Annotated in this window: 22 protein-coding genes and 1 pseudogene; 7 read left to right on the top strand and 16 right to left on the bottom strand. The window is 73.3% G+C overall.

All coding sequences use genetic code 11. From position 1 onward, the window contains the following. Positions 1 to 24: 24 nt before the first annotated feature. Complete coding sequence (locus E1193_RS12750) at positions 25 to 3,294, top strand: lamin tail domain-containing protein (protein WP_132183394.1); 3,270 nt, start codon at positions 25 to 27, stop codon at positions 3,292 to 3,294. A gap of 59 nt (positions 3,295 to 3,353) precedes the next feature. On the opposite strand, the gene E1193_RS31850 is transcribed toward E1193_RS12750, so the two are convergent. The 9 genes from E1193_RS31850 to E1193_RS12710 all read right to left on the bottom strand — a co-directional run bounded on the left by E1193_RS31850 (position 3,354) and on the right by E1193_RS12710 (position 12,104). After that, a complete protein-coding gene (locus E1193_RS31850) occupies positions 3,354 to 3,503 on the bottom strand; it encodes a hypothetical protein (RefSeq protein WP_165945721.1) in 150 nt (49 codons plus the stop codon). A 26-nt stretch (positions 3,504 to 3,529) separates the two neighbouring features. Next, complete coding sequence (gene hemB / locus E1193_RS12745) at positions 3,530 to 4,513, bottom strand: porphobilinogen synthase (protein WP_132183393.1); 984 nt, start codon at positions 4,511 to 4,513, stop codon at positions 3,530 to 3,532. A gap of 17 nt (positions 4,514 to 4,530) precedes the next feature. Beyond that, the gene (locus E1193_RS12740) at positions 4,531 to 6,111 is read right to left on the bottom strand and encodes a uroporphyrinogen-III synthase (protein ID WP_132183392.1); all 1,581 of its coding nucleotides are present in this window, start codon (positions 6,109 to 6,111) and stop codon (positions 4,531 to 4,533) included. Next, the gene (gene hemC / locus E1193_RS12735; protein WP_132183391.1) at positions 6,108 to 7,103 is read right to left on the bottom strand and encodes a hydroxymethylbilane synthase; all 996 of its coding nucleotides are present in this window, start codon (positions 7,101 to 7,103) and stop codon (positions 6,108 to 6,110) included. The genes E1193_RS12740 and hemC overlap by 4 nt, the downstream gene beginning before the upstream one ends. Then, complete coding sequence (locus tag E1193_RS12730; protein WP_132183390.1) at positions 7,100 to 8,440, bottom strand: glutamyl-tRNA reductase; 1,341 nt, start codon at positions 8,438 to 8,440, stop codon at positions 7,100 to 7,102. The genes hemC and E1193_RS12730 overlap by 4 nt, the downstream gene beginning before the upstream one ends. After that, positions 8,437 to 9,207 (bottom strand): redox-sensing transcriptional repressor Rex, encoded by a 771-nt coding sequence (locus tag E1193_RS12725; RefSeq protein ID WP_132183389.1) that lies wholly within the window; start codon positions 9,205 to 9,207, stop codon positions 8,437 to 8,439. Before E1193_RS12725 ends, E1193_RS12730 begins: the two co-directional genes overlap by 4 nt. A 383-nt stretch (positions 9,208 to 9,590) precedes the next feature. Next, the gene (locus E1193_RS12720) at positions 9,591 to 10,265 is read right to left on the bottom strand and encodes an HAD hydrolase-like protein (protein ID WP_132183388.1); all 675 of its coding nucleotides are present in this window, start codon (positions 10,263 to 10,265) and stop codon (positions 9,591 to 9,593) included. Further along, entirely contained in the window at positions 10,262 to 10,516 is a 255-nt protein-coding gene (locus E1193_RS12715; RefSeq protein ID WP_132183387.1) for a glutaredoxin family protein, read from the bottom strand. Before E1193_RS12715 ends, E1193_RS12720 begins: the two co-directional genes overlap by 4 nt. Continuing rightward, positions 10,506 to 12,104, bottom strand: a complete 1,599-nt coding sequence (locus E1193_RS12710) for an AMP-binding protein (protein WP_132183386.1) — start codon at positions 12,102 to 12,104, stop codon at positions 10,506 to 10,508. Before E1193_RS12710 ends, E1193_RS12715 begins: the two co-directional genes overlap by 11 nt. A 435-nt stretch (positions 12,105 to 12,539) precedes the next feature. Between E1193_RS12710 and E1193_RS12705 the strand changes: the two genes are divergently transcribed. The 3 genes from E1193_RS12705 (at position 12,540) to E1193_RS12695 (ending at position 15,600) form a co-directional block, all read left to right on the top strand. Next, a complete protein-coding gene (locus E1193_RS12705) occupies positions 12,540 to 13,460 on the top strand; it encodes an ECF subfamily RNA polymerase sigma factor, BldN family (RefSeq protein ID WP_132183385.1) in 921 nt (306 codons plus the stop codon). Between the two features lie 278 nt (positions 13,461 to 13,738). Next, the gene (locus E1193_RS12700; RefSeq protein ID WP_132183384.1) at positions 13,739 to 14,608 is read left to right on the top strand and encodes a DUF5667 domain-containing protein; all 870 of its coding nucleotides are present in this window, start codon (positions 13,739 to 13,741) and stop codon (positions 14,606 to 14,608) included. Between the two features lie 113 nt (positions 14,609 to 14,721). Continuing rightward, on the top strand, positions 14,722 to 15,600 hold the full coding sequence (locus E1193_RS12695) for an HAD-IB family hydrolase (protein ID WP_132183383.1): 879 nt from the start codon (positions 14,722 to 14,724) through the stop codon (positions 15,598 to 15,600). A gap of 47 nt (positions 15,601 to 15,647) precedes the next feature. Here the strand turns inward: E1193_RS12695 and E1193_RS12690 are convergent, their stop codons facing one another. From E1193_RS12690 to E1193_RS12660, 7 genes and pseudogenes are all read right to left on the bottom strand, one after another. Continuing rightward, positions 15,648 to 16,505: a lysophospholipid acyltransferase family protein gene (locus tag E1193_RS12690; RefSeq protein WP_132183400.1), complete on the bottom strand. Its 858-nt coding sequence runs from the start codon at positions 16,503 to 16,505 to the stop codon at positions 15,648 to 15,650. 287 nt (positions 16,506 to 16,792) lie between these two features. Next, positions 16,793 to 17,869, bottom strand: coding sequence for an NAD-dependent epimerase/dehydratase family protein (locus E1193_RS12685; protein WP_132183382.1), 1,077 nt, complete (start codon positions 17,867 to 17,869; stop codon positions 16,793 to 16,795). Positions 17,870 to 17,988: 119 nt separating this feature from the next. Then, the gene (locus E1193_RS12680; protein WP_007465623.1) at positions 17,989 to 18,090 is read right to left on the bottom strand and encodes an AURKAIP1/COX24 domain-containing protein; all 102 of its coding nucleotides are present in this window, start codon (positions 18,088 to 18,090) and stop codon (positions 17,989 to 17,991) included. A gap of 205 nt (positions 18,091 to 18,295) precedes the next feature. After that, positions 18,296 to 18,505, bottom strand: a complete 210-nt coding sequence (locus E1193_RS12675) for a helix-turn-helix domain-containing protein (RefSeq protein WP_132183381.1) — start codon at positions 18,503 to 18,505, stop codon at positions 18,296 to 18,298. 274 nt (positions 18,506 to 18,779) lie between these two features. Then, positions 18,780 to 18,917 (bottom strand): annotated as a pseudogene (locus E1193_RS33965) (ABC transporter ATP-binding protein); the annotation flags it as partial. A gap of 90 nt (positions 18,918 to 19,007) precedes the next feature. After that, positions 19,008 to 20,384 carry a hypothetical protein gene (locus E1193_RS12665; protein WP_243707566.1) on the bottom strand — a complete coding sequence of 459 codons (1,377 nt, stop codon included), beginning with the start codon at positions 20,382 to 20,384 and terminating at the stop codon, positions 19,008 to 19,010. Positions 20,385 to 20,560: 176 nt separating this feature from the next. Beyond that, positions 20,561 to 21,481, bottom strand: a complete 921-nt coding sequence (locus E1193_RS12660; RefSeq protein WP_132183380.1) for a proline dehydrogenase family protein — start codon at positions 21,479 to 21,481, stop codon at positions 20,561 to 20,563. Positions 21,482 to 21,609: 128 nt separating this feature from the next. Here E1193_RS12660 and E1193_RS12655 point away from each other — a divergent pair, with 128 nt between their 5' ends. The 3 genes from E1193_RS12655 to E1193_RS12645 all read left to right on the top strand — a co-directional run. Then, positions 21,610 to 21,888, top strand: a complete 279-nt coding sequence (locus tag E1193_RS12655; protein ID WP_243707564.1) for a hypothetical protein — start codon at positions 21,610 to 21,612, stop codon at positions 21,886 to 21,888. A gap of 1 nt (position 21,889) precedes the next feature. Further along, positions 21,890 to 23,056: a glutathionylspermidine synthase family protein gene (locus E1193_RS12650; RefSeq protein WP_132183379.1), complete on the top strand. Its 1,167-nt coding sequence runs from the start codon at positions 21,890 to 21,892 to the stop codon at positions 23,054 to 23,056. Positions 23,057 to 23,075: 19 nt separating this feature from the next. Further along, positions 23,076 to 23,573: CGNR zinc finger domain-containing protein (locus E1193_RS12645; protein ID WP_132183378.1), on the top strand; the 498-nt coding region annotated here is incomplete at its 3' end.

Below are 23,573 nucleotides of genomic sequence, written 5' to 3'. Positions count from 1 at the left end.
ACGTCCACCCATCGTGGAGGCACCATGCGCCCGCGCCGCAGATACGCCGCGCTCGCAACAGCCGCCGTCACCCTCGCGGGCATCGGCGTCACACCTACCGCGGCCAACGCCGCGCCCACCGACCTGTTCATTTCGGAGTACGTCGAGGGCTCGTCCAACAACAAGGCGATCGAGCTGTTCAACGGCACCGGTTCCCCCGTCGACCTGGCGGCCGGCGTTTACCAGCTCCAGCTGCACTTCAACGGCGCCACCACGGCCACCACCGTGGCGCTCAGCGGCACCGTCGCCCCCGGCGACGTGTTCGTCTTCGCCTCCTCGTCGGCCGGCCCGGCGGTCCTCGCCCAAGCCGACCAGACGTACGCCTCCGGGCTGTTCAACGGCGACGACGCGATCGTGCTGCGCAAGGGCGGCACGGTGCTCGACTCGATCGGCCAGGTCGGTGTCGACCCGGGCACCGAGTGGGGCAGCGGGCTCACCAGCACCGCCGACAACACCCTGCGCCGGCTGCCGCCGGTGGCCGCCGGGGACACCGATCCGTCCGACGCGTTCGACCCGGTCGCCCAGTGGGCGGGCTTCCCGACCGACACCTTCGACGGCCTGGGCGCGCACTCCGTGGGCGGCGGCGGCCCGGTCGACCAGCCGGCCAGCCTGACCTGCGGCAACATGCTGACCGTGGAGGCCGGCGCGACCGCCACGCGACAGGTCACCGCCACCGACGCGGACGACACGATCGTCGACCTCGCGGTCACCGCGATCGCCCCGACGCCCAGCGCCGGTGCGATCACCCGTACGGCGTTCGCCCCGGCCACCGCCACCGGCGGTACGGCCACCGCCACCGTCACCGCGAGCGGCCTGCCCGCCGGGGCGTACGCGGTGACGCTGACCGCCACCGATGCCGGTGGCGGCACCGCGACCTGCACGTTCACGGTGCAGGCCACCGCGTTGCTGTCGGTGGGCGAGGTGCAGGGCCGGACCGGCGACGACGAGAACGGCCGCACCGACCGGTCTCCGCTCGCCCCGGCCAGCGGCAACAGCACCAGTTCCGCGCTGTACGACGTGCGGGGCGTGATCACGCAGAAGTCGCTCACCCGTACCTCGGCCGGCGCCGACCAGCACGGTTTCTACCTGCAGAGCCGCCGGGGCGCCGAGGACGGTGACCCGCTCACCTCGGACGGGATCTTCGTCTTCACCGGGTCGTTCACCACCCTGATCGGCGGCTACCTGCCGACCGTCGGCGACGAGGTGGTGCTGCGCGGCCGGGTGTCGGAGTATTTCAACCAGACGCAGCTCTCCAGCGCCTCGCTGGTGCGCAAGCTGGACTCCGGCCTGGACGTGAACACCGCCGTGGCGGTGGTCGACGCGGTTCCGCCGGCGGAGGCGGCCGACGCGGACCGGTTCTGGGAGCGGCACGAGGGCGCCCGGATGCGGGTCCGGGCCGGCAGCGCCGTGACCGGTCCCCGGGACGTCTTCGGCTCCACGGCCGACTCGGAGATCTGGGTGGTGGACCGGGATGACCCGCTGCTGAGGCGCGCCGACCGGTACGCCCGCCGGGTGTTCCGGGACGCGCACCCACTCGACGACGTGCCGGAGCGGCTCTTCGACAACGGCAACGGCCAGCGGGTCCTGCTCGGCGGCGGCGGCGTGAAGGCCACCTCCGGTGACTCGGCGGCCCTGCTCCCGCCGGCCCGCACCTTCGACACCGTCGCCGCTGACGGGTTTGGGGCGGTCTCCTACGGCTTCAACAAGTTCAGCGTGCAGCCGGAGGCGGTTTCCCTCACCACCGGCGTCGACCCGTCGCGAAACAGCCCGCCGAAGCCGGCCGACCGGCGCCGCGAGGTGGCCGTGGCGACCTACAACGTGGAGAACCTCTACGACCACCGGGACGACCCGTTCGACGGATGCGACTTCGCCGGCAACCCGGGCTGCACCGGCGTGAGCCCGCCGTTCGACTACGTGCCCGCCAGCGAGGAGGACTACCGGGAGCACCTGGCGGCGCTCGCCGACCAGATCCGCAACGACCTGCACGCCCCGGACCTGATCCTGGTGCAGGAGGCGGAGGACCAGGACATCTGCACGGTCTCGGGCACCGGGCTGGTCTGTGGTGAACGCAACGACGCCGACGGCGCCCCGGACACTCTGCAGGAGCTGGCGCTGACCGTAACCGCGGCCGGTGGCCCGGCGTACGCCGCCGCGTACGACCGGACGGGCGCGGACGCCCGGGGGATCACCTCGGCGTTCCTCTACCGCACGGACCGGCTGTCGCTTGCTGCGGTGACCGCCGCCGACCCGCTGTTCGGCACCGCGCCGTCGGTGCGGTACCGCGCGGCGGGGCTGCCGTCCAACGCGGACGTGCAGAACCCGAAGGCGCTCAACGCGGAGTTGCCGGCCGACACCGACACGTCGACCGGCCGGGACGGGGTCAACGTCTACACCCGGGCCCCGCAGTTGGGCAGGTTCGTGGTGCGGGCGGCGCCGGGATCGGCGGAGTCCTTCGTGCTGTACGCGCTGAGCAACCACTTCTCCTCCGGCCCGGACAGCCGGGTCGGGCAGCGCACCGAGCAGGCCGCGTACGGGGCCGCGGTCGTCACCGCCATCGAGGGGTCGGACCCGCACGCCCGGGTGGTGTTCGGCGGTGACCTGAACGTCTTCCCCCGCCCGGACGACCCGATCGCCACCGGCGCGAACCCGACCCCCTCGGACCAGCTGGCCCCGCTCTACCGGGCGGGTCTGCACAACCTCTGGGACAACCTGGTGGCGGACGTGCCGTCGGCGGCGTACTCGTACAGCTTCCAGGGCTCGGCGCAGACGCTGGACAGCATCTTCGTCAACGACGCGCTCCACGACGACCTGGTGCAGGTGCGGACGGCGCACGTCAACGCCGACTGGCCCGCCGACTTCTCCGGTGACGGGTCGCGCGGTGCCAGCGACCACGACCCGTCGGTCGCCCGGTTCCGCACACAGCCGTCGGTGCGGGTCGCCGACACGTCGGTCGTGGAGGGCGACAAGGGTGACAGCACGCTGACCTTCCAGGTCACCGTCTCCCGGCCGCTGTCGCAGCCGACCACCCTCTGCGCCGCCACCGTCGGCCTTACCGCGCTGCCCTGGTCCGACTTCGCCCCGTACGTCGGGTGTCGGGTGCTGCCCGCCGGGCAGACCTCGCTGGCGTTTCCGGTTACCGTCCGCGGTGACCGGCGGGCCGAGGCGGACGAGAAGATCACCTTCGCGGTCGCCGGCCCGTCGAGCCTGCGGTACGCCGACCCGCTGGCGATAGGCACCATCACGAACGACGACTGATCCTTCAGGGGTCCGACGACGGCCCGTCGTCCGGGGGTGTGTACCCGGGCGGCGGGCCGTCAACCGTAGGAGCGCGGGCTGCGGGGCGGTGGCGGCACGTTCCGATACTTCGCCACCCGCGGCTGGAGCACCCGGCCCGATGGGACGACGACGGCCAGGTGGAACCCGCCGACGGCCAGGATCCGGTGCAGCACGGCAAGGCTGGGCATCAGAGGGCCGCGCCGGGCCCTCGGGGTCAGTAGCGTTCGCGAAGCAACCGGGCGGCCTCGACGGCCCAGTAGGTGAGGATGATCTGCGCGCCGGCGCGACGAATCGAGGTGAGCGTCTCCAGCATCACCTGTTCCCGGTCGACCCAGCCGTTCGCGGCAGCCGCCTCGACCATCGCGTACTCGCCGGAGACCTGGTAGGCGGCGACCGGGACGTCGACCGCGGCCCGGACCGCCGACACCACGTCGAGGTAGGGCAGGGCCGGCTTGACCATCACCATGTCGGCGCCCTCGGCGACGTCCAGCGCCACCTCGCGCAGCGACTCGCGCAGATTCGCCGGGTCCTGCTGGTAGGTGCGCCGGTCCCCCTCCAGCGCCGATTCCACCGCGTCGCGGAACGGGCCGAAGAACGCCGAGGCGTACTTCACGGCGTACGCGAGCACCGCCACGTCGGAGTGACCGGCGGCGTCGAGCGCCCGGCGTACCACGCCCACCTGGCCGTCCATCATCCCGGACGGCCCGACCACGCCGACCCCGGCGGCGGCCTGGGCAACCGCCATCTCGGCGTACGCGGCAAGGGTGGCGTCGTTGTCGACCGCGCCGTCCGGGGCGAGCACGCCGCAGTGCCCGTGCGAGGTGAACTCGTCGAGGCAGAGGTCGCTCATCACCACCGTGGCGTCACCCACCTCGGCGACGACGTCGCGGATGGCGACGTTGAGGATGCCGTTCGGGTCGATGCCGCCGGAGCCGCGTTCGTCCCGCGACACCGGCACCCCGAAGAGCATGATGCCGCCCACCCCGGCCTGGACCGCCTCGACGGCGGCCTTGCGCAGCGAGTCCCGGGAGTGCTGGAGCACCCCTGGCAGCGACGCGATGGCCCGCGGCTCGGTCAGCCCCTCCTTGACGAACATCGGCGCGACCAGTTCGCCCGGGGCGACGCGGGTCTCGGAGACCAGCCGCCGCACCGCCGCGTTACGGCGCAGCCGGCGAGGCCGGATCTCGGGGTACGACATGAGGGCCTCCCAAACGATCAGCGGAAGCGGAGGGCGGTCGGCCCCTGCACCTTCGAGCCGCGGCGCTGCTTGGCCGGCATCGCGGCCAGCTTCTCGCGCAGCTCGACGGCGTAGGCGGCGAGCGCCTCCACCAGGTCGGGCACCGAGGCGTGCGCGGGCTGCACGTCCACCCGAAGGCCGAACTCGGTCGCGGTCTCCGCCGTCTTGGGCCCGATGACTGCAACAACCGTGCGGGCGTGCGGCTTCCCGGCGATGCCGACCAGATTCCGCACCGTGGAGGAGGAGGTGAAGAGCACCGCGTCGAAGCCGCCCGACTTGATCGCGTCACGGATCTCGGCGGGCGGCGGCGCGGCCCGCACCGTCCGGTACGCGGTCACGTCATCGACCTCCCAGCCGCGCTCGGTGAGCCCGGCGGCGAGGGTCTCGGTCGCGATGTCGGCGCGGGGCAGCAGCACCCGGCCGACCGGGTCGAGGATCTCGTCGTGCGGCGAGAACTCGGCCAGCAGGCCCTCGGAGGACTGCTCGCCCGACGGAACCAGCTCCGGCTGGATGCCGAAGGCGCGGACCGCGTCGGCGGTCGCCTCGCCGATACAGGCGATCTTGACGCCGCCGAAGTGCCGGGCGTCCAGGCCGTGCTCGGCGAACTTCTCCCAGACCGCCCGGACCGCGTTGACCGAGGTGAAGATCACCCAGGCGTACCGGCCGTCGACCAGGCCCTTGACGGCCCGCTCCATCTGGGCCGGGGTGCGCGGCGGCTCGACCGCGATGGTCGGCACCTCGCAGGGGATCGCCCCGTACGCGCGCAGCCGGGCGCTCATCGCCCCGGCCTGCTCCTTGGTCCGGGGCACCAGCACCTTCCAGCCGTACAGCGGGCGGTTCTCCCACCAGCTCAGCTTGTCCCGCTGGCCGACGCCCTCCCCGACGGTGAGCACCACCCGCCCGGTGAAGCCGAGCGCCGCCGCGACGAAGGAGTCCACGGTCGAGGTGGTGGTGTACTGCGTCTCGCCGGTGCCGTCACCGGTCACCCCGACGCCGGTGGTGCCGTCCACCCCGGCCGCGAGCAGCCCGTCCCGGATCGCGGCCAGGTCACCGGCGTCCACCGCCAGGGCCAGCGAGCCCCGGCCCACCGCGGCGGCCAGCGCGTCGAAGTCCAGCGTGCTGACGTCCTCGACGTCGGCGGCGGTCCGTACGCCCGGCAGCGGCACACCGGCGTAGGTGGCCACCCCCTCGGCCTGGCCGACACCCGGCACCACCTCGAAGTGCGCGGCGGTACGCGCCACCGCCTGCACCTCCTTGACGACCGAGTCGTGGCCGAACGGGTCACCGGCGACCAGGTGCACCGCGTTCAGCCCGGACCGGGCCGCGGAGATGAGCACCTTGGCCACATCACCCGGTACGCCTTCGGCGGGCGTGAACTGGGCGTCGGACTTGGCCTGGGCGCGGACGACGTCGAGTAGCGACTCGGGCAGTCCCCGGTCGTACACGACCTGGTCGGCGTCGACCAGGGCGTCGTGCGCCCGGCGGGTCAGCAGACCCGGGTCGCCGGGGCCCGCCCCGACGAACGCGATCCGGCCTACGGGCTTACGGGTGCGGGTCATTCTGTGCTCCCAATGTGCTGGGTCCCCGGGCCGGTGCTTCCGTCGTGGCCGAGGATCGAGTCGGCGCCGAGGTCGAGGAGTTCGGCAGCGAGTGCCTTGCCGATCTCCGCCGCGTCGGCGGGCGTACCGGTGCGGGACAGCCGGAGGTCACGGGTGCCGTCCGGGCTGATCACCGCCCCGCGCAGGTAGATCTCCTGGGCATAGTCACCTTCGTCACCCGAGCCGGTCGGTTCGCCTTCGGCGATGACGGCGTAGGCGGCGACCGGAGCGGAGCACCCGGCCTCCAGGGTGGCCAGCAGCGCCCGCTCCGCGACGACCGCGGCGCGGGACGGTGCGTGGTCGAGCACCGCGAGCAGCTCGACCAGGTCGGTGTCGTCGGCCCGGCACTCCACCGCCAGCGCGCCCTGGGCGGGCGCGGGCAGCATCAACATCGGGTCGAGCGTCTCGGTGATCACGCCGGTCCGGCCCAGCCGGGCCAGGCCGGCCCGGGCCAGGACGACCGCGTCGAGGTCGGCGTCCGGGCCGAGCACCCGCCCCAGGCGGGTGTCCACGTTGCCCCGGATCGGGATGACCTCCAGCTGCATACCGAGGGCGTGCAGCTGGGCGATGCGGCGCAACGCGCCGGTGCCCACCACCGCGCCCGGGGGCAGCTCGGCGAGGGTACGGCCGCCCTTGGCGACCAGCGCGTCGCGCGGGTCCTGGCGGGTCGGCACCGCCGCGATGTGCAGCCCGGCCGCGGCGGCGGTGGGCAGGTCCTTGTAGGAGTGCACCGCGAAGTCGATGGTGCCGGCCGTCAGCGCGTCGCGCAGCGCGGAGACGAAGACGCCGACGCCGAGCCGGTGCACCGGCGCCGAGGAGCGGTCCCCGGCGGTGACTATCTGGACCAACTCGACCTCGCGGCCGGTGGCCTCGGTCAGGGCCTCGGCGACCTGGCCGGACTGGGCCATCGCCAGGGCGCTGCCCCGGGTGCCGAGGCGCAGGGGGCGGGTCATCGTTCACCTCCGGGGTACGTGGTGTCGGTGTCGACCACGTCGGGCACCGTGTCCACCGGGGAGGTCTGGGGCACCTCCAGGTCGAACAGTTCACGCAGCAGCGCCGCGTACTGGTCGCCGCCGGGCTCCGCGGCCAGCTGGCGTACCCGCACGGTGGGTTGGTGCAGCAGCCGCTGCACCACCCGGTGCACCGTCCGGGCCACCTCGGCGCGCTGGTCGTCGGTGAGTTCCGGGCGGCGTTGGGCGAGCCTGCGCAGCTCGGTGGCGACCACGTCGTCGGCCCGGCCGCGCAGCGCGGCCACGGTCGGCGCCACGTCGGCGCCACGCAGCCAGCCCAGAAACGCCTCGACCTCGGTGGTGACGATCCGGGTGACCTCGGCGGCGTCGGCAGCGGCCGGCCCGTCGGCGAGCAGGGCGGCCATCCGGTCGATGTCGATCACCTCGACGCCGGGCAGCTCGGCCACGCCCGGCGCGACGTCGCGCGGCACGGCCAGGTCGAGCAGGACCAGTGGGCCCCGCGCGGCGGCGCGCCGGGCCAGCGCCCGGGTCACCACGTCGAGGGTGAGGACCGGTTCGGTGGCCGCGGTGGCGGCCACTACGATGTCCACTGTGGAGAGCGCGTCAACGAGCTCGGCCAACGGGACGGCGGTCGCCCCGTACGACTCGGCCAGCCGTACCGCCCGGTCGGCGCCCCGGTTGGTGACGGTGAGCGGGCCGGCACCGCGCCGGGAGAGCGTCGCGACGCCCAACGCGCCCATCGCGCCCGCGCCGACCACCATGGCCGGCCGGCCGGCGAGGTCACCGTCGAGATGACCGGCGGCCATGTCCAGCGCGGCGGTGACCACGCTCTGCCCGGCCCGGTCGATGTTGGTTTCGGCGTGCGCCCGCTTGCCGACCCGCAACGCCTGCTGCATCAGCTCGTGCAGCAGGCGGCCGGCGGAGTCGGCCCCGGTCGCCCAGTGGTACGCGTCGCGCATCTGGCCGAGGATCTGCGCCTCGCCGACCACCATCGAGTCCAGCCCGGCGGCGACCCGGAAGACGTGGTCGACGGCGGCGGCGTCGTAGTGCACGTACAGGTGGTTGGCGAGTGTCGCCGGCGAGGATCCGGCCTGCTCGGCCAGCACGGCACAGATGTCGCCGAGGCCGCCGTGGAACCCGGACACGGCCGCGTAGATCTCCACCCGGTTGCAGGTGGAGATCAGCACCGCCTCGGCGACGTACGGCCGGGCGACCAGCCGGTCCAGGGTCCGGGTGAGATCGGCGGGGGCAACCGCCAGCCGCTCCAGGGTGGCGACCGGAGCGGTGCGGTAGGACGCGCCGACGACGAGCAGTTTCACGTGCCGATCGCCTCCTGGGTGTCGGTGGCCCCGAGCCTGCCGGGCAGTGCGGCCAGGGCGGACCCGCCGGTCGCGGGGAGCGTGGTCAGTGACGCCTTGCGGTGCTCGTGGAAGGAGAGGATCTGCAGCTCGATGGCGAGGTCGACCTTGCGCACGTCAACCCCTTCCGGAACCGAGAGTACGCACGGGGCGAAGTTGAGGATGCTCGTGACACCGACGGCGACGAGCTGGTCGGCCACCGCCTGGGCCGCGCCCGCGGGGGTGGCGATGACGCCGATGGAGATCGACTCCTCGGCCGCCACCTCGGGCAGGTCGTCGACGTGCCGCACGACCAGCCCGTTGATCACCTCGCCGACCCGGCTCGGGTCCGCGTCGAGGAGCGCGGCGATCCGGAAGCCCCGGCTGGCGAATCCGTCGTAACCGGCCAGGGCGTGACCGAGATTACCCACGCCGACCAGGGCGACGGCCCGCCGTTGGGTGAGCCCGAGCACGTACTCGATCTGGTCGATCAGGAGCGCGACGTCGTAGCCGACGCCCCGGGTGCCGTACGACCCCAGCTGGGAGAGGTCCTTGCGGAGCTTTGCCGAGTTGACGCCGGCGGCGCTGGCCAGCCCTTCGCTGGAAACCGTCTCGTGACCGGTTTCGGCGAGACCGTGCAGGGCACGCAGGTACTCGGGGAGCCGCGCGACGGTCGCCTCCGGGAGGTCCGGAAGCGCCGGTACGGCACCGGCGCGGCCGGGCGCGCCAGGGTGACGGTGCTGACTCATGAGACTCCGTGCGGTGCGATCCTCGGCCGGTGACCGACCGTTTCGGGACTCCCACTGGCGACCGAGGTTGCCGGCTGTGCTAGCAGGGCGCGTCGGAACTACAGGGTAGGCGCTTGTGAAGAGCTGCACAAATCGCGATCTTGGGCCCCGGCGACGCCCGTTCACCAGCCCCTCCATTCCGCAAGATCGATACCGGCCCTGGCACCGACACCGCCGCGCGATTATTGCTCAATCCCGACTTCTCTGACCAACCACGCGTCTCCCCGCCACGCCCCCTCTCACCGCCCCGGCCGCCTTGACCAGCGAGCCCGCGTACCGAAACCAGCGTTTTCAGCACAAATCCCCTTCCCGGCGCCCACCGGGTTGGGCGCGCGCGACGGGGGTCAGGGCAGGGCGGTGGCGAGGGTCACTGCGGCGGTGAGAGTGTCCGCGGTCGGGTGGCCGGAGGCGCGGAGGCGCTGCGGGTCGGAGAGCCCGCCGGTGTAGAGGACGCACCGGGCGCCCACGCTCTCGGCCGCGGCGGCGTCGTCGAGCGAGTCGCCGATCAACACCACCTCGCCACCGCCGAGGCCCAGCTCGGCCAGGTGCTTGGCCAGCCACTCCGCCTTGAATCCCCCGCCGACCGGGACGCGCAGCCCGTCCACCCGGGTGAAGTGCGGGGTCAACCCGTACGTGCGCACGGTCGGCACCAGCTCGTCGTGGAACCACATGGACAGCAACGACTGGGTGCCCGGCCAGGCGGCGAGCGCCGCAGTCGCGTCGGCCGCCAGCGCGCAGGAGGCCAGCCCGACCCGGTACGCGTCGTGGAAGATCCGGTCGAGCGCGCCGAACGCCTCGGCGTCGATCGCCCGGCCGAGCATCTCGGCGTAGTAGTCGGCGACCGGCCGGCGGAACCTGGCCCGGTGCTCGTCCGCGGTCACCGATTGGCCGCCGGCACTGGCGAAGGCGACGTTGGTGGCGTCCACCACCAGGTCGAGGTCGTCGAGCAGGGTGCCGTTCCAGTCCCACACCAGGTGGCCGCGGGCGGGGCCCGTCGTCGCGGGCTGGGCGCCGGTCACAGCTGCGGGGTGGTCAGGTCGCGCAGCAGCCGGTCCTCCTCGACCCGCCAGTAGCCGTGCTCCTTGCCGTCGAGCAGCACCACCGGCAGCCGGTCGCCGTACTCGCGTTCCAACTCCACGTCGCCGGTGACGTCCTTCTCCACCCACCGGTCGCCGGTGACGGCCACCACCCGGTCGAGCGCCGCCTTGGCGTCCTCGCAGAGATGACAGCCGGGCCGGGTGATCAGGGCGAGCCGGGCGTCAGTGGACATCGGGCACCTCCGTGGGGCAGGCGGCCGGGACCGGCCGCAACTGGGTCTTGCGTACCTTGCCGATCGCCGAGTACGGCAGCTCGTCGACGAACTCGACGGCGGCCGGGCACTTGAACCGGGCCAGGTTACGCGCACAGTGGGCGAGCAGCTCCGCACCGGTCACCGGGTGGCCCGGCACCGGCACCACGTACGCCCGCACAGTCTCGCCGGTACGCGGGTGCGGCACACCCAGGACGGCCGAGCCGGCCACCCCCGGGTGCGCGTCGAGCACCAGCTCGACCTCGTGCGGGTAGACGTTGAAACCGTTGACCAGGATCAGCTCGCCCAGCCGGTCGACCAGGAACAGATCCCCGTCGGCGTCGGCGTAGGCGATGTCGCCGGTCGCCCACCAGCCCTCCGTGTCCGGCCCGCCCCGTCCGTCCGGCCAGTACCCGGCGAACAGGTTCGCGCCGCGCACCACGATCTGACCCGGATCGGTGCCCGGCGAGGAGTCGGCGAGGAAAGGGTCGTCGGCCTCCTCGTCGTCCACCGGCACACCGTCGCGCCACAGGTCGACACCGTCCGCGCCGACCAGGCGGAGCGCGACGCCGGGCAGCGGCCGGCCGATCGAGCCGGGCTTCGGCTCCCCCCCGACGAGGGTGGAGGTGAGCACCGGCGCGGTCTCGGTCAGGCCGTACCCGACGTGCACCGGATGCCCGGTGACTTCCGTGAACCGCGCCGCGGCGGCCGGGTCGATGGGCGCGGCGCCGCAGACCGCCAGCCGGACCGACGCCATCGCCGTGGCGACCGTGTCCGCGTCCGCGGCGGACCAGGCCAGGAACATCGACGGCACCCCGACCAGCACGCTCACCCGGTGCCGGGCGATCTCGTCGAGCGCGCAGTCGGGGCCCAGCTCGTCGACGAGCACGCCGGTCGCGCCATGGTGGACGACAGCGCCGAGCCCCGAGTTCAGCCCGTACGCGTGGAACAGCGGGAGCGCGAGCAGCACGGTGTCGTCCGGCCCGACCACCGGGGGCTGGATCAGGGCGACCTGGTCGTGGTTGGCGGCGAGCGCCCGGTGCGACAGCATCGCCCCCTTGGGCCGCCCCTCGGTGCCGGAGGTGTAGAGCAGCACGGCAAGGTCAGTGCCGTGCCTCACCGGCGGCTCGCCGGGCTCTTCGGGCAGGGTGGTGTGCACGGCGGTCAGCGCCGGCAGCTCGTCGGCGAAGCGGGCCACCCGCTCCCGGACCTCCTCGGTGGCCAACAGCAGCGCGGCGCCCGAGTCGACGAGTACGTGCCGCAGCTCCCGGCCCGTGTATCCCGGGTTGACCGGGACCGCGACCAGACCGGCGCGCAGCGTGGCGAGGAAGGCCACCACGAAGGTGGGCGTGTTCGGCAGGGCGATCGCCACCCGGGCCGGGGTGCCGCCGGTGCCGGGCGGCACGTTTCCGGCCAGCGCCCGGGCCACGGCCGTCACCCGCTCATCCAGTTCGGACCAGGTCAGGGTCACCTCCCGCCAGCGCACCGCGGGCCGGTCGCCGTGGTCGGCGGCGGCGCGGCGAAGCCGGTCGGCGAGGTGGGGCGCGGGGCTGTCGGCGGCGTCCTGCACGGTGGCTGAGTCTGGCACAGCCTCGGCCGCTCGACCATGCCCCGCCCGCTGACAGGGCCGTCCACTTCGACCGTGAGCTGAACTTTTCTCTCAGATCAAGCCGTGACGTGAAAGTCAACCGCACGCGACGGACAACGGGTCCGCCAACTGTGCGACGGAGGGGGAAATACTTTGGCCCTGTGTAACGGACTTGCCACGCGCGGGTGACGTTGGCCCTATCATCACTCGGGTCGGCTCACCCCATTTGCCGTGAGTCGACACCCCTCAGCCCGAGGAGGCCCCCGTGCCTGTGAGCGCATTGGACCAGCACCTCAAGGGGATTTGCCGCACGTCGGCACACCCCCACGCGGCCCTGCCCGTATTGGGCGGACCGGACGCCGTGGCGACCCGTCGCCGCGTTGTCCGACCGGCCGCACCGCGCACCCGGGAGGCACGGTGACCAGCTTCGGCTACGCGGAACGGCCCGCCGGTCTGACCGGCCCCGCGCCCCGGACATCGCCGAACGAACGCCTCGATGCCGGCCGGCTCCACCAGCGACCGCACCACAACGAGGCACCTTCCAGACCGGCCGTGCCGGGCGGCAACGCGCCCACCGTTCGGGTCGTCACGCCGCACCGACCGACCATGCCGGCGCAGCACCGGCGGGGCGGCGAGCCGCCCGCCGTGACCGATCCGGCCGGCGCCGAGACCGCGGTTATCCCGGCCGTGCCGACCGGCGACACCGCCGTCCTGCCGGCGGTCCCCGCCACCAACCCGGCCACCGGATTCCCGAGCCGGCCCGACCCGTCCGACCCGGCCACCGAGGTGTGGACGCTGGTCGAACGGTCCCAGGCCGGCGACGCCGAGGCGTTCGGGCTGATCTACGACCGGTACGTCGACACCGTATTCCGGTTCGTCTACTTCCGGGTCGGCAACCGGCAACTGGCAGAGGACCTGACCTCCGACACCTTCCTGCGCGCGCTGAAGCGGATCGGCAGCTTCACCTGGCAGGGCCGGGATCTCGGCGCCTGGCTGGTCACCATCGCCCGCAATTTGGTGGCCGACCATTTCAAGTCGGGCCGGTACCGGCTCGAGGTGCCCACCGGTGACGTGCTCGACGCCGACCGCGAGGACCGCGGGCCGGAGGGCAGCCCGGAAGCGGCGGTGGTGGAGCACATCACCAACGTGGCCCTGCTCACTGCGGTCAAACAGCTCAATCCGGAGCAGCAGGAGTGCATCGTGCTCCGCTTCCTCCAGGGCTTCTCGGTGGCCGAGACGGCCCGGGCTATGGGCAAGAACGAGGGCGCCATCAAAGCCTTGCAGTACCGTGCGGTCCGCGCCCTGGCCCGGCTCCTTCCGGAGGGCTTCCAGCCCTGATCCCGGCCGGGCCCGCCGCACCGCTCCCGGCTCCGGCGGGCGCCCCGTGTCTCGTGACGGCGATCACTCATCGTGATTTCGCCGCCGTCGTCCCCGTAACCGCCACCCGGCGCGGTCCGTTTCTCCGGGTGCGACCCGTGGTTGTCCCGGCGTCCCCCCGGGCCACCCGGTCCGGCTCGTACGGTCGGCACAGCTGCCGTCCGTCGGCGTCACGCTGCCACCGGTCGCTGGTGACGACCGCGGCCTACCGGCCGGACCAGCGAGAGGGGGTGCCTGCGGTGGACAGTGACCTCTTCTCCCGTCGGCGGGCCGCACGCTTCGCCCAGCTTCTCGACGAGGCGAACGGCGGCCGGCGGCATCATGTCCGGTCCCGCGCCGACGACCGGCTCGCTGCTCTCGTGGCGGTCGGCCGCCGGCTCACGCAGGAGCGACCGGACGTCCGGTTGGACCCCGACTTCCGCGCCGGGCTGCGGGCGATGCTGGTGGCCACGGCGGAACGGGAGGGCATCGGCACGACCGCCGCGAGCACCCCGGAGGCCGCACCGGCCGGCGTCCGGGCCTCGCTGCTGGGCGCGGTCACCGCCCGTCAGGTCCGCGCCCGGGGCGCCGTCCTGGTCGGCATCGCCGCCGGCGCCGTCGCGGTGTCCGGGATCTCCGCCGCCAGCGAGGACGCGGTCCCCGGTGACGCGCTGTACGGCATGAAGCGCTCCACGGAACGCGCCCAGCTCGCCCTGGCCAGCTCGAACCTCAGCCGAGGCCAGCTCTTCCTGGACTTCGCCCGTACCCGGTTGACCGAGGCCGCCACCCTCCGGGACGACCTGCCCGGGTTCACCGCGGTGCTGGAGGACATGGACGCCGACACCCGCCAGGGGGTTCGTCTGCTCACCGCCGCGGCCGCCCAGCGGTCGGACACCGCCGGGCTGGACGCCGTGAACACCTTCGTCACCCGCCAGCGGCGCGCGGTCGGTGGGCTGCTCGACGGGGCCGACCGCGCCGAGCGGGACCGGGTCCGGCGCTCCCTGGCCCTGTTGGACGCGATCCGCAAGCGCTCCGACGCGTTGCGTGCCGCCATCGCCTGCGGGCTGCCCACCCCGGCTGCCGGGGACGCCCTCGGGCCCACCCCCACGGCCTGTCCCGAGCACCGCTGACCCGCGAGGCAGCTCACATCACAGGTACCCGTTGGGGCGACCGTTCCTGATCGACGCCCGACTAGGCTCAGGTGTGCAGGCGCGCGCACGGTGGCCGGACGGAGGGAGGTGCCATGCCCCGCATCCGCAAGGTCACGGTCAGCACCGATGTCCACGGGCACGTCGCCGGCTGGGCCGAGGCCGGGGGCGATCAGCCGATCCCGGTGGTGCCCGATCCCCGCGCCGCGGCCTTCTTCGACGTGGACAACACGATGATGCAGGGCGCGTCTATCTACTGGTTGGCCCGAGGGCTCGCCGCCCGCAAGTACTTCACCACCGCCGACCTGGCCCGGTTCGCCTGGCAGCAGGCCCGGTTCCGGCTCCTGGCCACCGAGCACGCCGGCGACATGTCGCAGGCCAAGGAGGCCGCCCTCGCCTTCATAGAGGGCTGGCGGGTCGCCGAGGTCGAGCGCCTCACCGAGGAGATCTTCGACGAGCTGATGGCGCCCCGGATCTGGGCCGGCACCCGCCGGCTCGCCCAGCGCCACCTCGACGCGGGCGAGCGGGTCTGGCTGGTCAGCGCCGCCCCGGTGGAGATCGGCCGGGTGATCGCCACCCGACTCGGCCTGACCGGGGCGATCGGCACGGTGGCGGAGGTGGTCGACGGCGCGTACACCGGGCGGCTGGTCGGTGACCTGATGCACGGCCCGGCCAAGGCGGAGGCGGTCGTGCAGCTCGCCGAGGTTGAGGGGCTGGATCTGTCCCGCTGCGCGGCGTACAGCGACTCGGTGAACGACCTGCCGATGCTCACCGCCGTCGGGCGGGCGGTGGCGATCAACCCGGACGCCACGCTGCTGCGGCAGGCCCGCGAGCGGGGCTGGCAGGTGCGTGACTTTCGCACCGGGCGGCGGGCGGTCAAGATCGCCTTGCCGTCGACGGCCGCCGCAGGGCTGCTCGCCGGCATGGTCACCGCAGGGCTGGCCCTGCACCGCCGCCGCCGCGCCGCGCTCTGACGGCCGGGCGTGATCAGCGGCCGGGCGTGATCAGCGGCCGGGCGTGATCAGGGGCCGAACGGGTCGGGGCGGCGTTCCAGCAGCTGGTGCAGGGTGTGCTGGATGGTTTCGCGAACCTGGTCGGCGAGGTTGAAGACGACCAGCGGATCGTCGGCGGAGTCGGTCAGGTGTGCGGTCGGGATCGGCGGGCAGAACTGGATCAGCCACTTGCTCGGCAGCGGCACCATGCCCAGCGGCCCGAGCCACGGGAAGGTCGGCGTGATCGGGAAGTACGGCAGCTTGAGCAGCCGGGCGAGCGGCTTGATGTCGGCGAGCATCGGATAGATCTCCTCTCCGCCGACGATGGCGACCGGCACGATCGGGGTGCCGGTGCGCAGCGCCGCCGAGACGAAGCCGCCCCGACCGAACCGCTGCAACTTGTAGCGGTCGGAGTAGAGCTTGCCGATGCCCTTGAATCCCTCCGGAAAGACGCCGACCAGTTCGCCGGCGCCGAGCAGCCGCTCCGCGTCCGGGTTGCAGGCGACCGTCCCGCCGGTCTTGCGGGCGATCTCGGAGACCACCGGCATCCGGAACACCAGGTCGGCACCGAGCAACCGCAGGGATCGGTGGTCGGGATGCTGGTCGTGCAGGGCGGTGGAGAGGATCAACGCGTCCAGCGCGACGGTGCCTGAGTGGTTGCCGACCACCAGGCCGGCGCCCTGGGCGGGCACGTTCTCCAGGCCGGTCACCTCGGTGCGGAACCAGTCCCGGTAGAGCCGGCGCAGCAGCGGGTGGAAGACGGCCTCGGTCAGGTCGGGGTCGAAGCCGAACTCGTCGACCTCGTACTCGCCGGAGAGCCGGCGGCGCAGGAACGCCAGCCCGGCGGCGACCTTGCGGTCCCAGTGGTCCCCCGGCTGGTCCGGCACGGCCGGTCGGTCCGGCTCCCGCCCGGCCGGCGGTGACTGCGTCGCACCGGCGGCGGCCTTCGTCACGGCCGGCTCGTCGGTAACCAGCGCGCGACGTGCCGGTCGGTGCGGTCGTGCCGAGGTGTCCGGCTCGTCGGTGGCCGAGGTGTCCGGCTCCTCGTGGCCCGCCGGGGCGGCGACAGCGTTCGTGCCGGGCCGGTGACCGTTGCGCCGGGCCGGCTCCGCGTCGGCCCCGACCAGCCTCAGCGATACGTCGTACCGGTTCTCGGGGCGCTCGTCGGGCCTGTTCACGACCGCTCCTGTACGGCTTGGCGCACCTGTCGGATGCTCTCCAGCACCACCTGCTCGGCGGCGGCGAGGGTGTCCCGGGTGAGCACCACGCCACCGCGGTGGGCCCGGATGAAGTCGTCGAACGCGGCGGCGGTGGAGCGCGGCGTGAAGGCGAACTCCTGCTTCAGCCGGGTGGTGTCGACCACCCGGCCGTGCACGAAGAGATCGACCTGGTCGAGGCCGTAGCGGCCGAAGCCGAGGCTACGGGCGAGCGCGGCGGCCCCGGAGAGACCCGGTTCCAGCACCGGCACGGCGACCCGCCCGGCCCGGCGGATCGCCTGGGACAGCGAGAGCACCCCCGGCCCGGCGACGTTGTACGTCCCAGGGTGTTCCTCGGCGACGGCCCGGTGCAGCACCTCCAGGACGTCGTCGAAGTGCACGAACTGCAACCGGGGATCCCTGCCGAAGACGGTCGGCACGAACGGCTGGGAGAAGTAGCGGGTGAGCGTGGTGTCGGCGGTGGAGCCGATGAACGGCGCGAAGCGCAGCACGGTGGCGGTGACGTCGGGGCGCCGGCGACGGAACCCGCGAACGTAGCCCTCGATGTCGAGGATGTCGCGGCCGAATCCGCCGCGCGGCACCTCCCGGGGCTCGGTCTCCTCGGTGAACACGGCCGGGTCGCGGAAGGATGCGCCGTACGCGGCGGTCGAGGAGCGGACCACGAGCTTACGCAGCCGCGGCGCCCGTTGGCAGGCGGCGAGCAGCTGCATGGTGCCGATGACGTTCTGTTCCTTCATCGCCGCCCGGCCGCCGTGCTGCGGGTCTGGGGCGCTGACCAGGGCGAGGTGCACCACGGCGTCGACATCGAGGTCGGCGAGGAATCCGCCGAGGGAGCCGAGGTCGAGCCGGACCCGCTCGACCCCGTCGAGGAGATCCGGCTCGACCTCGGGACCGGGGGTGGCCGGGTCGACACCGATCACCCGCTCGATCCGCGGGTCGGCGGCGAGTCGGGCCGCGACGTGCGCGCCGAGGTATCGACCGACCCCGGTCACGACGACGACCCCCGGAGCACCTGGGGTGCCACCGGGGGTCATCGTGAACGCCTTGACCGGCAGGCGGGATCGAGCCGGGGCGTCCGCGGCCTGATCACCTGAGCCTCCGAGGGTCGACAGTTTGGCAGGTGCGCCGGAGCCGGGCGGTGGCCCGGCTCCGGTCACTTGCCGAGGCGGCGACGCTGGACGCGGGTCTTGCGCAGCAGCTTGCGGTGCTTCTTCTTAGCCATGCGCTTGCGGCGCTTCTTGACCACCGAGCCCATACGACAGCCTTCCAATACAACGTGCGGGGCGGACGTGCGGCACCACGATGGTGATGCCGGTGACCGCGTGCGGACAACGGACCGGACCAGCCTGGTGGCGTCGGGCACACCGGCGAGCGATCACGGTCCGCTCCAGGGTAGCCGGAGTGCGTCAGCAGGACCAACGCGCCCCCGTCGATGCCCGATACGTCGCACTCGGCACTCGTCAGGCGGTCTCCTGGAACGCGCCCCGGAGATAGTCGTGCACCGCGTGCTCGGGCACCCGGAAAGACCGGCCCACCCGGACCGCCGTGAGTTCACCGCTGTGCACCAGGCGGTAGACCGTCATCTTGGAGACCCGCATGACCGCCGCCACCTCGGCGACGGTCAGGAACTTGACATCCGACAGCCGACCGTCGGACGGTGACCCGGCCATGGCTCACCCGACCCATCCCTGCCCGGCGCGCGCCACCCGAGAAGGTGGTCCCGCCGGGCCGGCAACGCGCGTGTTACCAGTACGGTAGCGGGGCCGCTGTGACCGGCGCGATCCCTTCGTCGAACTGATCATGCGCGAAGCGCTGTTCACCCGCTCGTGACCTGGAGTTTCCAGGCGAAGCACCCCACGTCCCGTTGCCGGGATCGCCCACGCGCGGCTTAATTTCCGAGACTGTCGACGCCCCCGGACCCGGGAACCCGCTCGCGCGGAAGGGCCCGGTGGCTCCGGCGGCGCCACCGGAGCCACCGGACGGACACCCCGGGCCGCTTCCGGACGCGGACCAGGGCTCCGCGCTGGGAGCGATCCCCAGTGTCTCAGGTCCGCCGTCGTCGCCCGACAGCGGTCGATCATGGACGCTGGCCGGGTCAGCACGCGAACGGTCGCCCTGCGCGAGGCTCTGGTCCGGGCCACGGGACGCGGCACCCCCGCCGTCAGCTTCCCTTCACGCGGAGGCCGACCGGACGTAGGCGACGCAGTCGTCGTGCAGGGTGGGCCAGTCGTCGCCGAACACCCGTTCGGCCGCCTCGTCGACCGGTTGCCGGTCGAGCACCGCGGCGCGGAAGAACTCCAGCATCTGCTGCTCGCCGTACCGGTCGACGAGATGACGGACGGCCAGGTAGGCGACCCCGTAGCTGCCGCCGACCCGATCCGCCGGGGCGGTGTCGGTGGGCGCGAGGGCGTCCAACCGGCCGTTCCAGCCCCCCGTGACCAGCCGCCGGACGTCCTCCAGCGCCTCGTACCGGTGCACCGGGGCCCCGTCGGCACCGGCGTACTCGGCCAGCCCTTCGACCAGCCACCAGGTCTGCCGGCCGGGATGTCCCCGGTCGGTCAGCGACGCGGCGTGGGTCAGCTCGTGCCGCAGCAGCTCGCCGAGGCCGGAGGCGGGCAGCGCGTCCGCGTTCAGCACGACCTCGTGATGGCCACCGCCGACACCGACCGCGTACCCGGCGGTCCACCTCGGCCGGCCGCCGCCGTACCAGCGCCGCCACTCGCCTTGCCCGGCGTAGAAGACGCGGTACCGGTCGGGGGGTTGGCCGACGACCGCGTACCGGTCGGCCACCTTGGCCGCCTCCTCAGCCGCGGCGAGCAGGCCGGGCAGCGCCCGGCGCAGGGCCGGGGTTGTCGCCACCACGGTCCGCGCGCCGACCGCCGCCACCAGCTCGCTGACCTCCCAGGGCCGGACGCCGGCCTGCGCCGAGCGGGACTCTTCGAGGGCGAGCAGCCGGGGCGCCCCGTCGCCGGCCCGCCAGCGGGTGCCGACCAGCACCGGGCTGGGGGTGCAGTCGGGTACGACCAGGCAGTACCGGAAGACGACCGGCTGGCGCCACTGCCCCGGCCGACCGGTGTCCGGGGTCGGCAAGCCCTCCGGCCGGACCTGCCACACGGTGACCCGCAGGGCGCGCAGCGCGTCGAAGCGGCGGACCAGGTCGGCCCGAGCGGCCCGGTCGGCGATCGCCAGGAAGCCGGCCCGGTCGCCGCCGAGCAGGGCGGCGGCCTGCCGGTCGAGCTGGGCGGCCAGCTGCTCGCCGAGACGCCGCCTGGCCGTCGTGGCGGGTGCGTCCGCCCCGGCGGGGGCGTCGTCGAAGCGATCGGATGAGCCGTCCGGCCCGGGGGCGAGCCACGCCGCCGACGGCCCATCGCTGGCCCACTGCGGCAGCCCGGTCAGCACTGCCGCCGGCACACCGCCACCCAGGAGCGCCAGGATCACCGCGAGCGCCAGGCCGAGGGCCCAGCGCGGTCGCGCCGGCCGGACCGGAACCGGTGCGGCTTCGCCTGGCCCCGGGTCGTCCGCGACGCCGTTCGCCACCCCCTCACCCACCGGCGAAGAGTACGACCAATCGGACGTTCCGGAAAGACCCACTCGCGCGTCGCCCGCCCTGGTCGGCCGGTCGGGCGGCCGGCACACGGGATGCGGGATGCGGCGCCGTCCGGCTCCCCGGACACCCCCGATCGGCGCAGACGGAGAGAATCACGTCGGCCGGCCCGTCGATCAACTCACTTCTTCGACAGCACCGCCCGACCGAAGAACACCAGGTTCGCGGGGCGCTCGGCGAGCCGACGCATCAGGTAGCCGTACCAGTCCTCGCCGTACGGCAGGTAGGTCCGCACGGTGTAGCCCTCGCTGACCAGCCGGGCCTGCTCCTGCGGCCGGATGCCGTACAGCATCTGGAACTCGAACCGGTCCGGGCCGCGGTCGAACCAGCGGGCCCGGTCCTCGCCGATGGCGATCAGGCGCGGGTCGTGGGTGGCCAGCATCGGGTAGCCGTCGCCGGACATCAACACGTTCATGCAGCGCACGAACGACCTGTCCACCTCGCGTGCGGACTGGTACGCCACCGACTCCGGCTCCTTGTACGCCCCCTTGCACAGCCGCACCCGGGACCCCGCCCCGGCCAGTTCCCGGCAGTCCGACTCGGTACGCCGCAGGTACGCCTGGAGCACCGCCCCGGTCGACGGGTGATCCTTGCGCAGCTTGGAAAGGATGTCCAGGGTCGAGTCGGTGGTGCTGTGGTCCTCCATGTCCAGGGTGACCGTGGTGCCCGCCGCGTCGGCGGCGACGCAGATCGCCCGCGCGTTGTCGTACGCCAGTCGCGGGTCGAAACGCTGGCCCAGCGCGGAGAGCTTCACGCTCACCTCCGCGGCAGGGGTGAGCCCGGCGGCGGAGAGCAGCCTGAGCAGCTTCACGTACTCGTCCCGGGTGGCGTTCGCCTGCTCGGGAGTGACGGTGTCCTCGCCGAGGTTGTCGAGGGTGACCGCGAGGCCGTCGGCGACGAGCCCGCGGGTCGCGCGCAACGCGTCGTCCGTGGCGCTGCCGGCGACGAACCGGCCCACGACGTCACGGGTGAACGGAGCCGTCGCGATCAGCCGCTCGACCAGGGATGACCGGGAGGCGGCGAGGATGACGGAACGGAGCATGAGCCGAGCGTATCGCCCGTCGCGGGCATCTCGCCGACGGCCGGTCGGAGCGGCCGACGCCCCGGTCCCGGTCCGTCACGGACGGGCCGGACGCCCACGGGTGGCGGGGATCGGTTACAACCGTGAACGTGGAACGACACCCCCGCCGCCGGCTCCGGTCGACCTCCGTGCAACTCGGCGCGCTCACCGCCCTGGCGCTCGCCCTCTCCGGCTGCAACATGACCTCGTCTGGCGACGACGACGATGACGACTGCGCGTTGGGCCCGACCGGCGGTGGCGACACCGTCGCGGTGGCCATGCGGGTCCCCGCCGCCGGCGATGCCCGACCCGCCACGCCACTCCCGGCCGAGGCGACCCTGCCGGAGCGGGGCGGATTCGGTACCCACCTCGCCTCCTGCGGGGGCTGAGGTGCGGCGCGAGGCGGCCACCCCCCGCCCGGACTGGGCGGCCACCATCCAGGAGCAGGGGCTGGTGTACGCCACCACCGAACTGCCCGACGGCGCCACCATGTCGTACTGGGACGAGACGGCGGCGTACGCCTTCGAGCTGGACGAGGTCCTCCGGCTGGAGGAGGCGACCGAGGAGTTGCACCGGATGTCCGTCGCCGCCGCCGAGCACGTGGTGGCCCGGGGCCGGTACGCCGACTTCGGCATCCCCGCCTGGGCGGCCGAGGCGGTGGCCCGCTCGCTGCGCGAGTCGCCGCCGACCCTCTACGGCCGCTTCGACCTCGCCTACGACGGCTCCTGGCCGCCGAAGCTGCTGGAGTACAACGCCGACACCCCGACCTCGCTGGTCGAGGCGAGCATCATTCAGTGGTACTGGCTGGAGCAGACCCGGCCCGAGGCCGATCAGTGGAACAGCCTGCACGAGCGGCTGGTCGGGGCGTGGGCGAAGATCGGCACCGGGTTGCACGACCGGCGGGTGCACGTCTGCTGGTCCGACGAGGAGGAGTCGGGCGAGGACCAGATCACCGCCGGCTACCTGGCCGAGACCGCGCGCCAGGCGGGGCTGGACGCGACGCTGCTGCCCATCCAGCAGATCGGCTGGGACGGCCGGCGCTTCGTTGACGCCGCCGACCGCCCGGTCACCACCTGTTTCAAGCTCTACCCCTGGGAGTGGATGCTGGCCGAGCCGTACGGCCGTCCGGCGCTGGAGCCCGGCACCCCGACCACCTGGATCGAGCCGGCCTGGAAGCTGCTGCTGTCGAACAAGGCGCTGCTCGCCGTGCTCTGGGAGCTGTATCCGGGGCACGAGTACCTGCTCCCGGCGTATCTGGACGGGCCGCGCGGGATGACCCGGTACGTGGCGAAGCCGTTACTCGGCCGGGAGGGCGCCTCGATACGGATCATCACCGACGGCACCGAGGTCGGCAATCCGGGCGAGTACGGCGCCGAGGGATTCTGTTACCAGGAGTTCTGGGCGTTGCCGGCCTTCGACGGCAACCACGTGGTGTTGGGAAGCTGGATCGTGGAGAACGAGGCCGCCGGGATGGGGATCCGGGAAAGCACGAGCCTGATCACGGACGGTTACGCAAGGTTCCTACCGCACTACATCGACGCGCCGCGACCCTGCTGAGTCGTCTACCGTTGGTGTCGTGAACTTCGACGCGTACGCCCGGACCGGCGTTGATCTCGTCAACGCCCGCCTGGACGACCTCGACGCCCTGCGGGCCCTCTTCCCCGACGAGAACGCGTGGATGCGCGACGAGGTCTCGGAACGGGATCTGGCGATCTTCCGGCGGGCGCGCAAGCGCCTGCGCGACGTGTTCGAGTACGGCACCTCGGGGCGGGACGCGCAGGCGGTGGCGGAACTGAACGCGCTGCTGGAGTCGTTCCCGGTGCAGCCACGCATCTCCGGGCACGACTCCAGCGACTGGCACATGCACGTGACCAGCCGGGGCGCCTCGGTCAGCGCGGAGTACCTGGCCGGCGCGGTCTGGGGGCTGTCGGTCTGGCTCTGCGAGTACGGCAGCGCCCGGTTCGGGGTCTGCGCGGACGAACGCTGCGGCAACGTCTACCTGGACACCTCGTCGAACTGCTGCCGCCGGTTCTGCTCGGAGCGCTGCGCGACCCGGTCCCACGTCGCCGCCCAC

The sequence above is a fragment of the Micromonospora sp. KC606 genome, from assembly GCF_004348675.1.
Classification (GTDB): domain Bacteria; phylum Actinomycetota; class Actinomycetes; order Mycobacteriales; family Micromonosporaceae; genus Micromonospora.
This window is presented reverse-complemented; position numbering and strand designations above follow the sequence as displayed.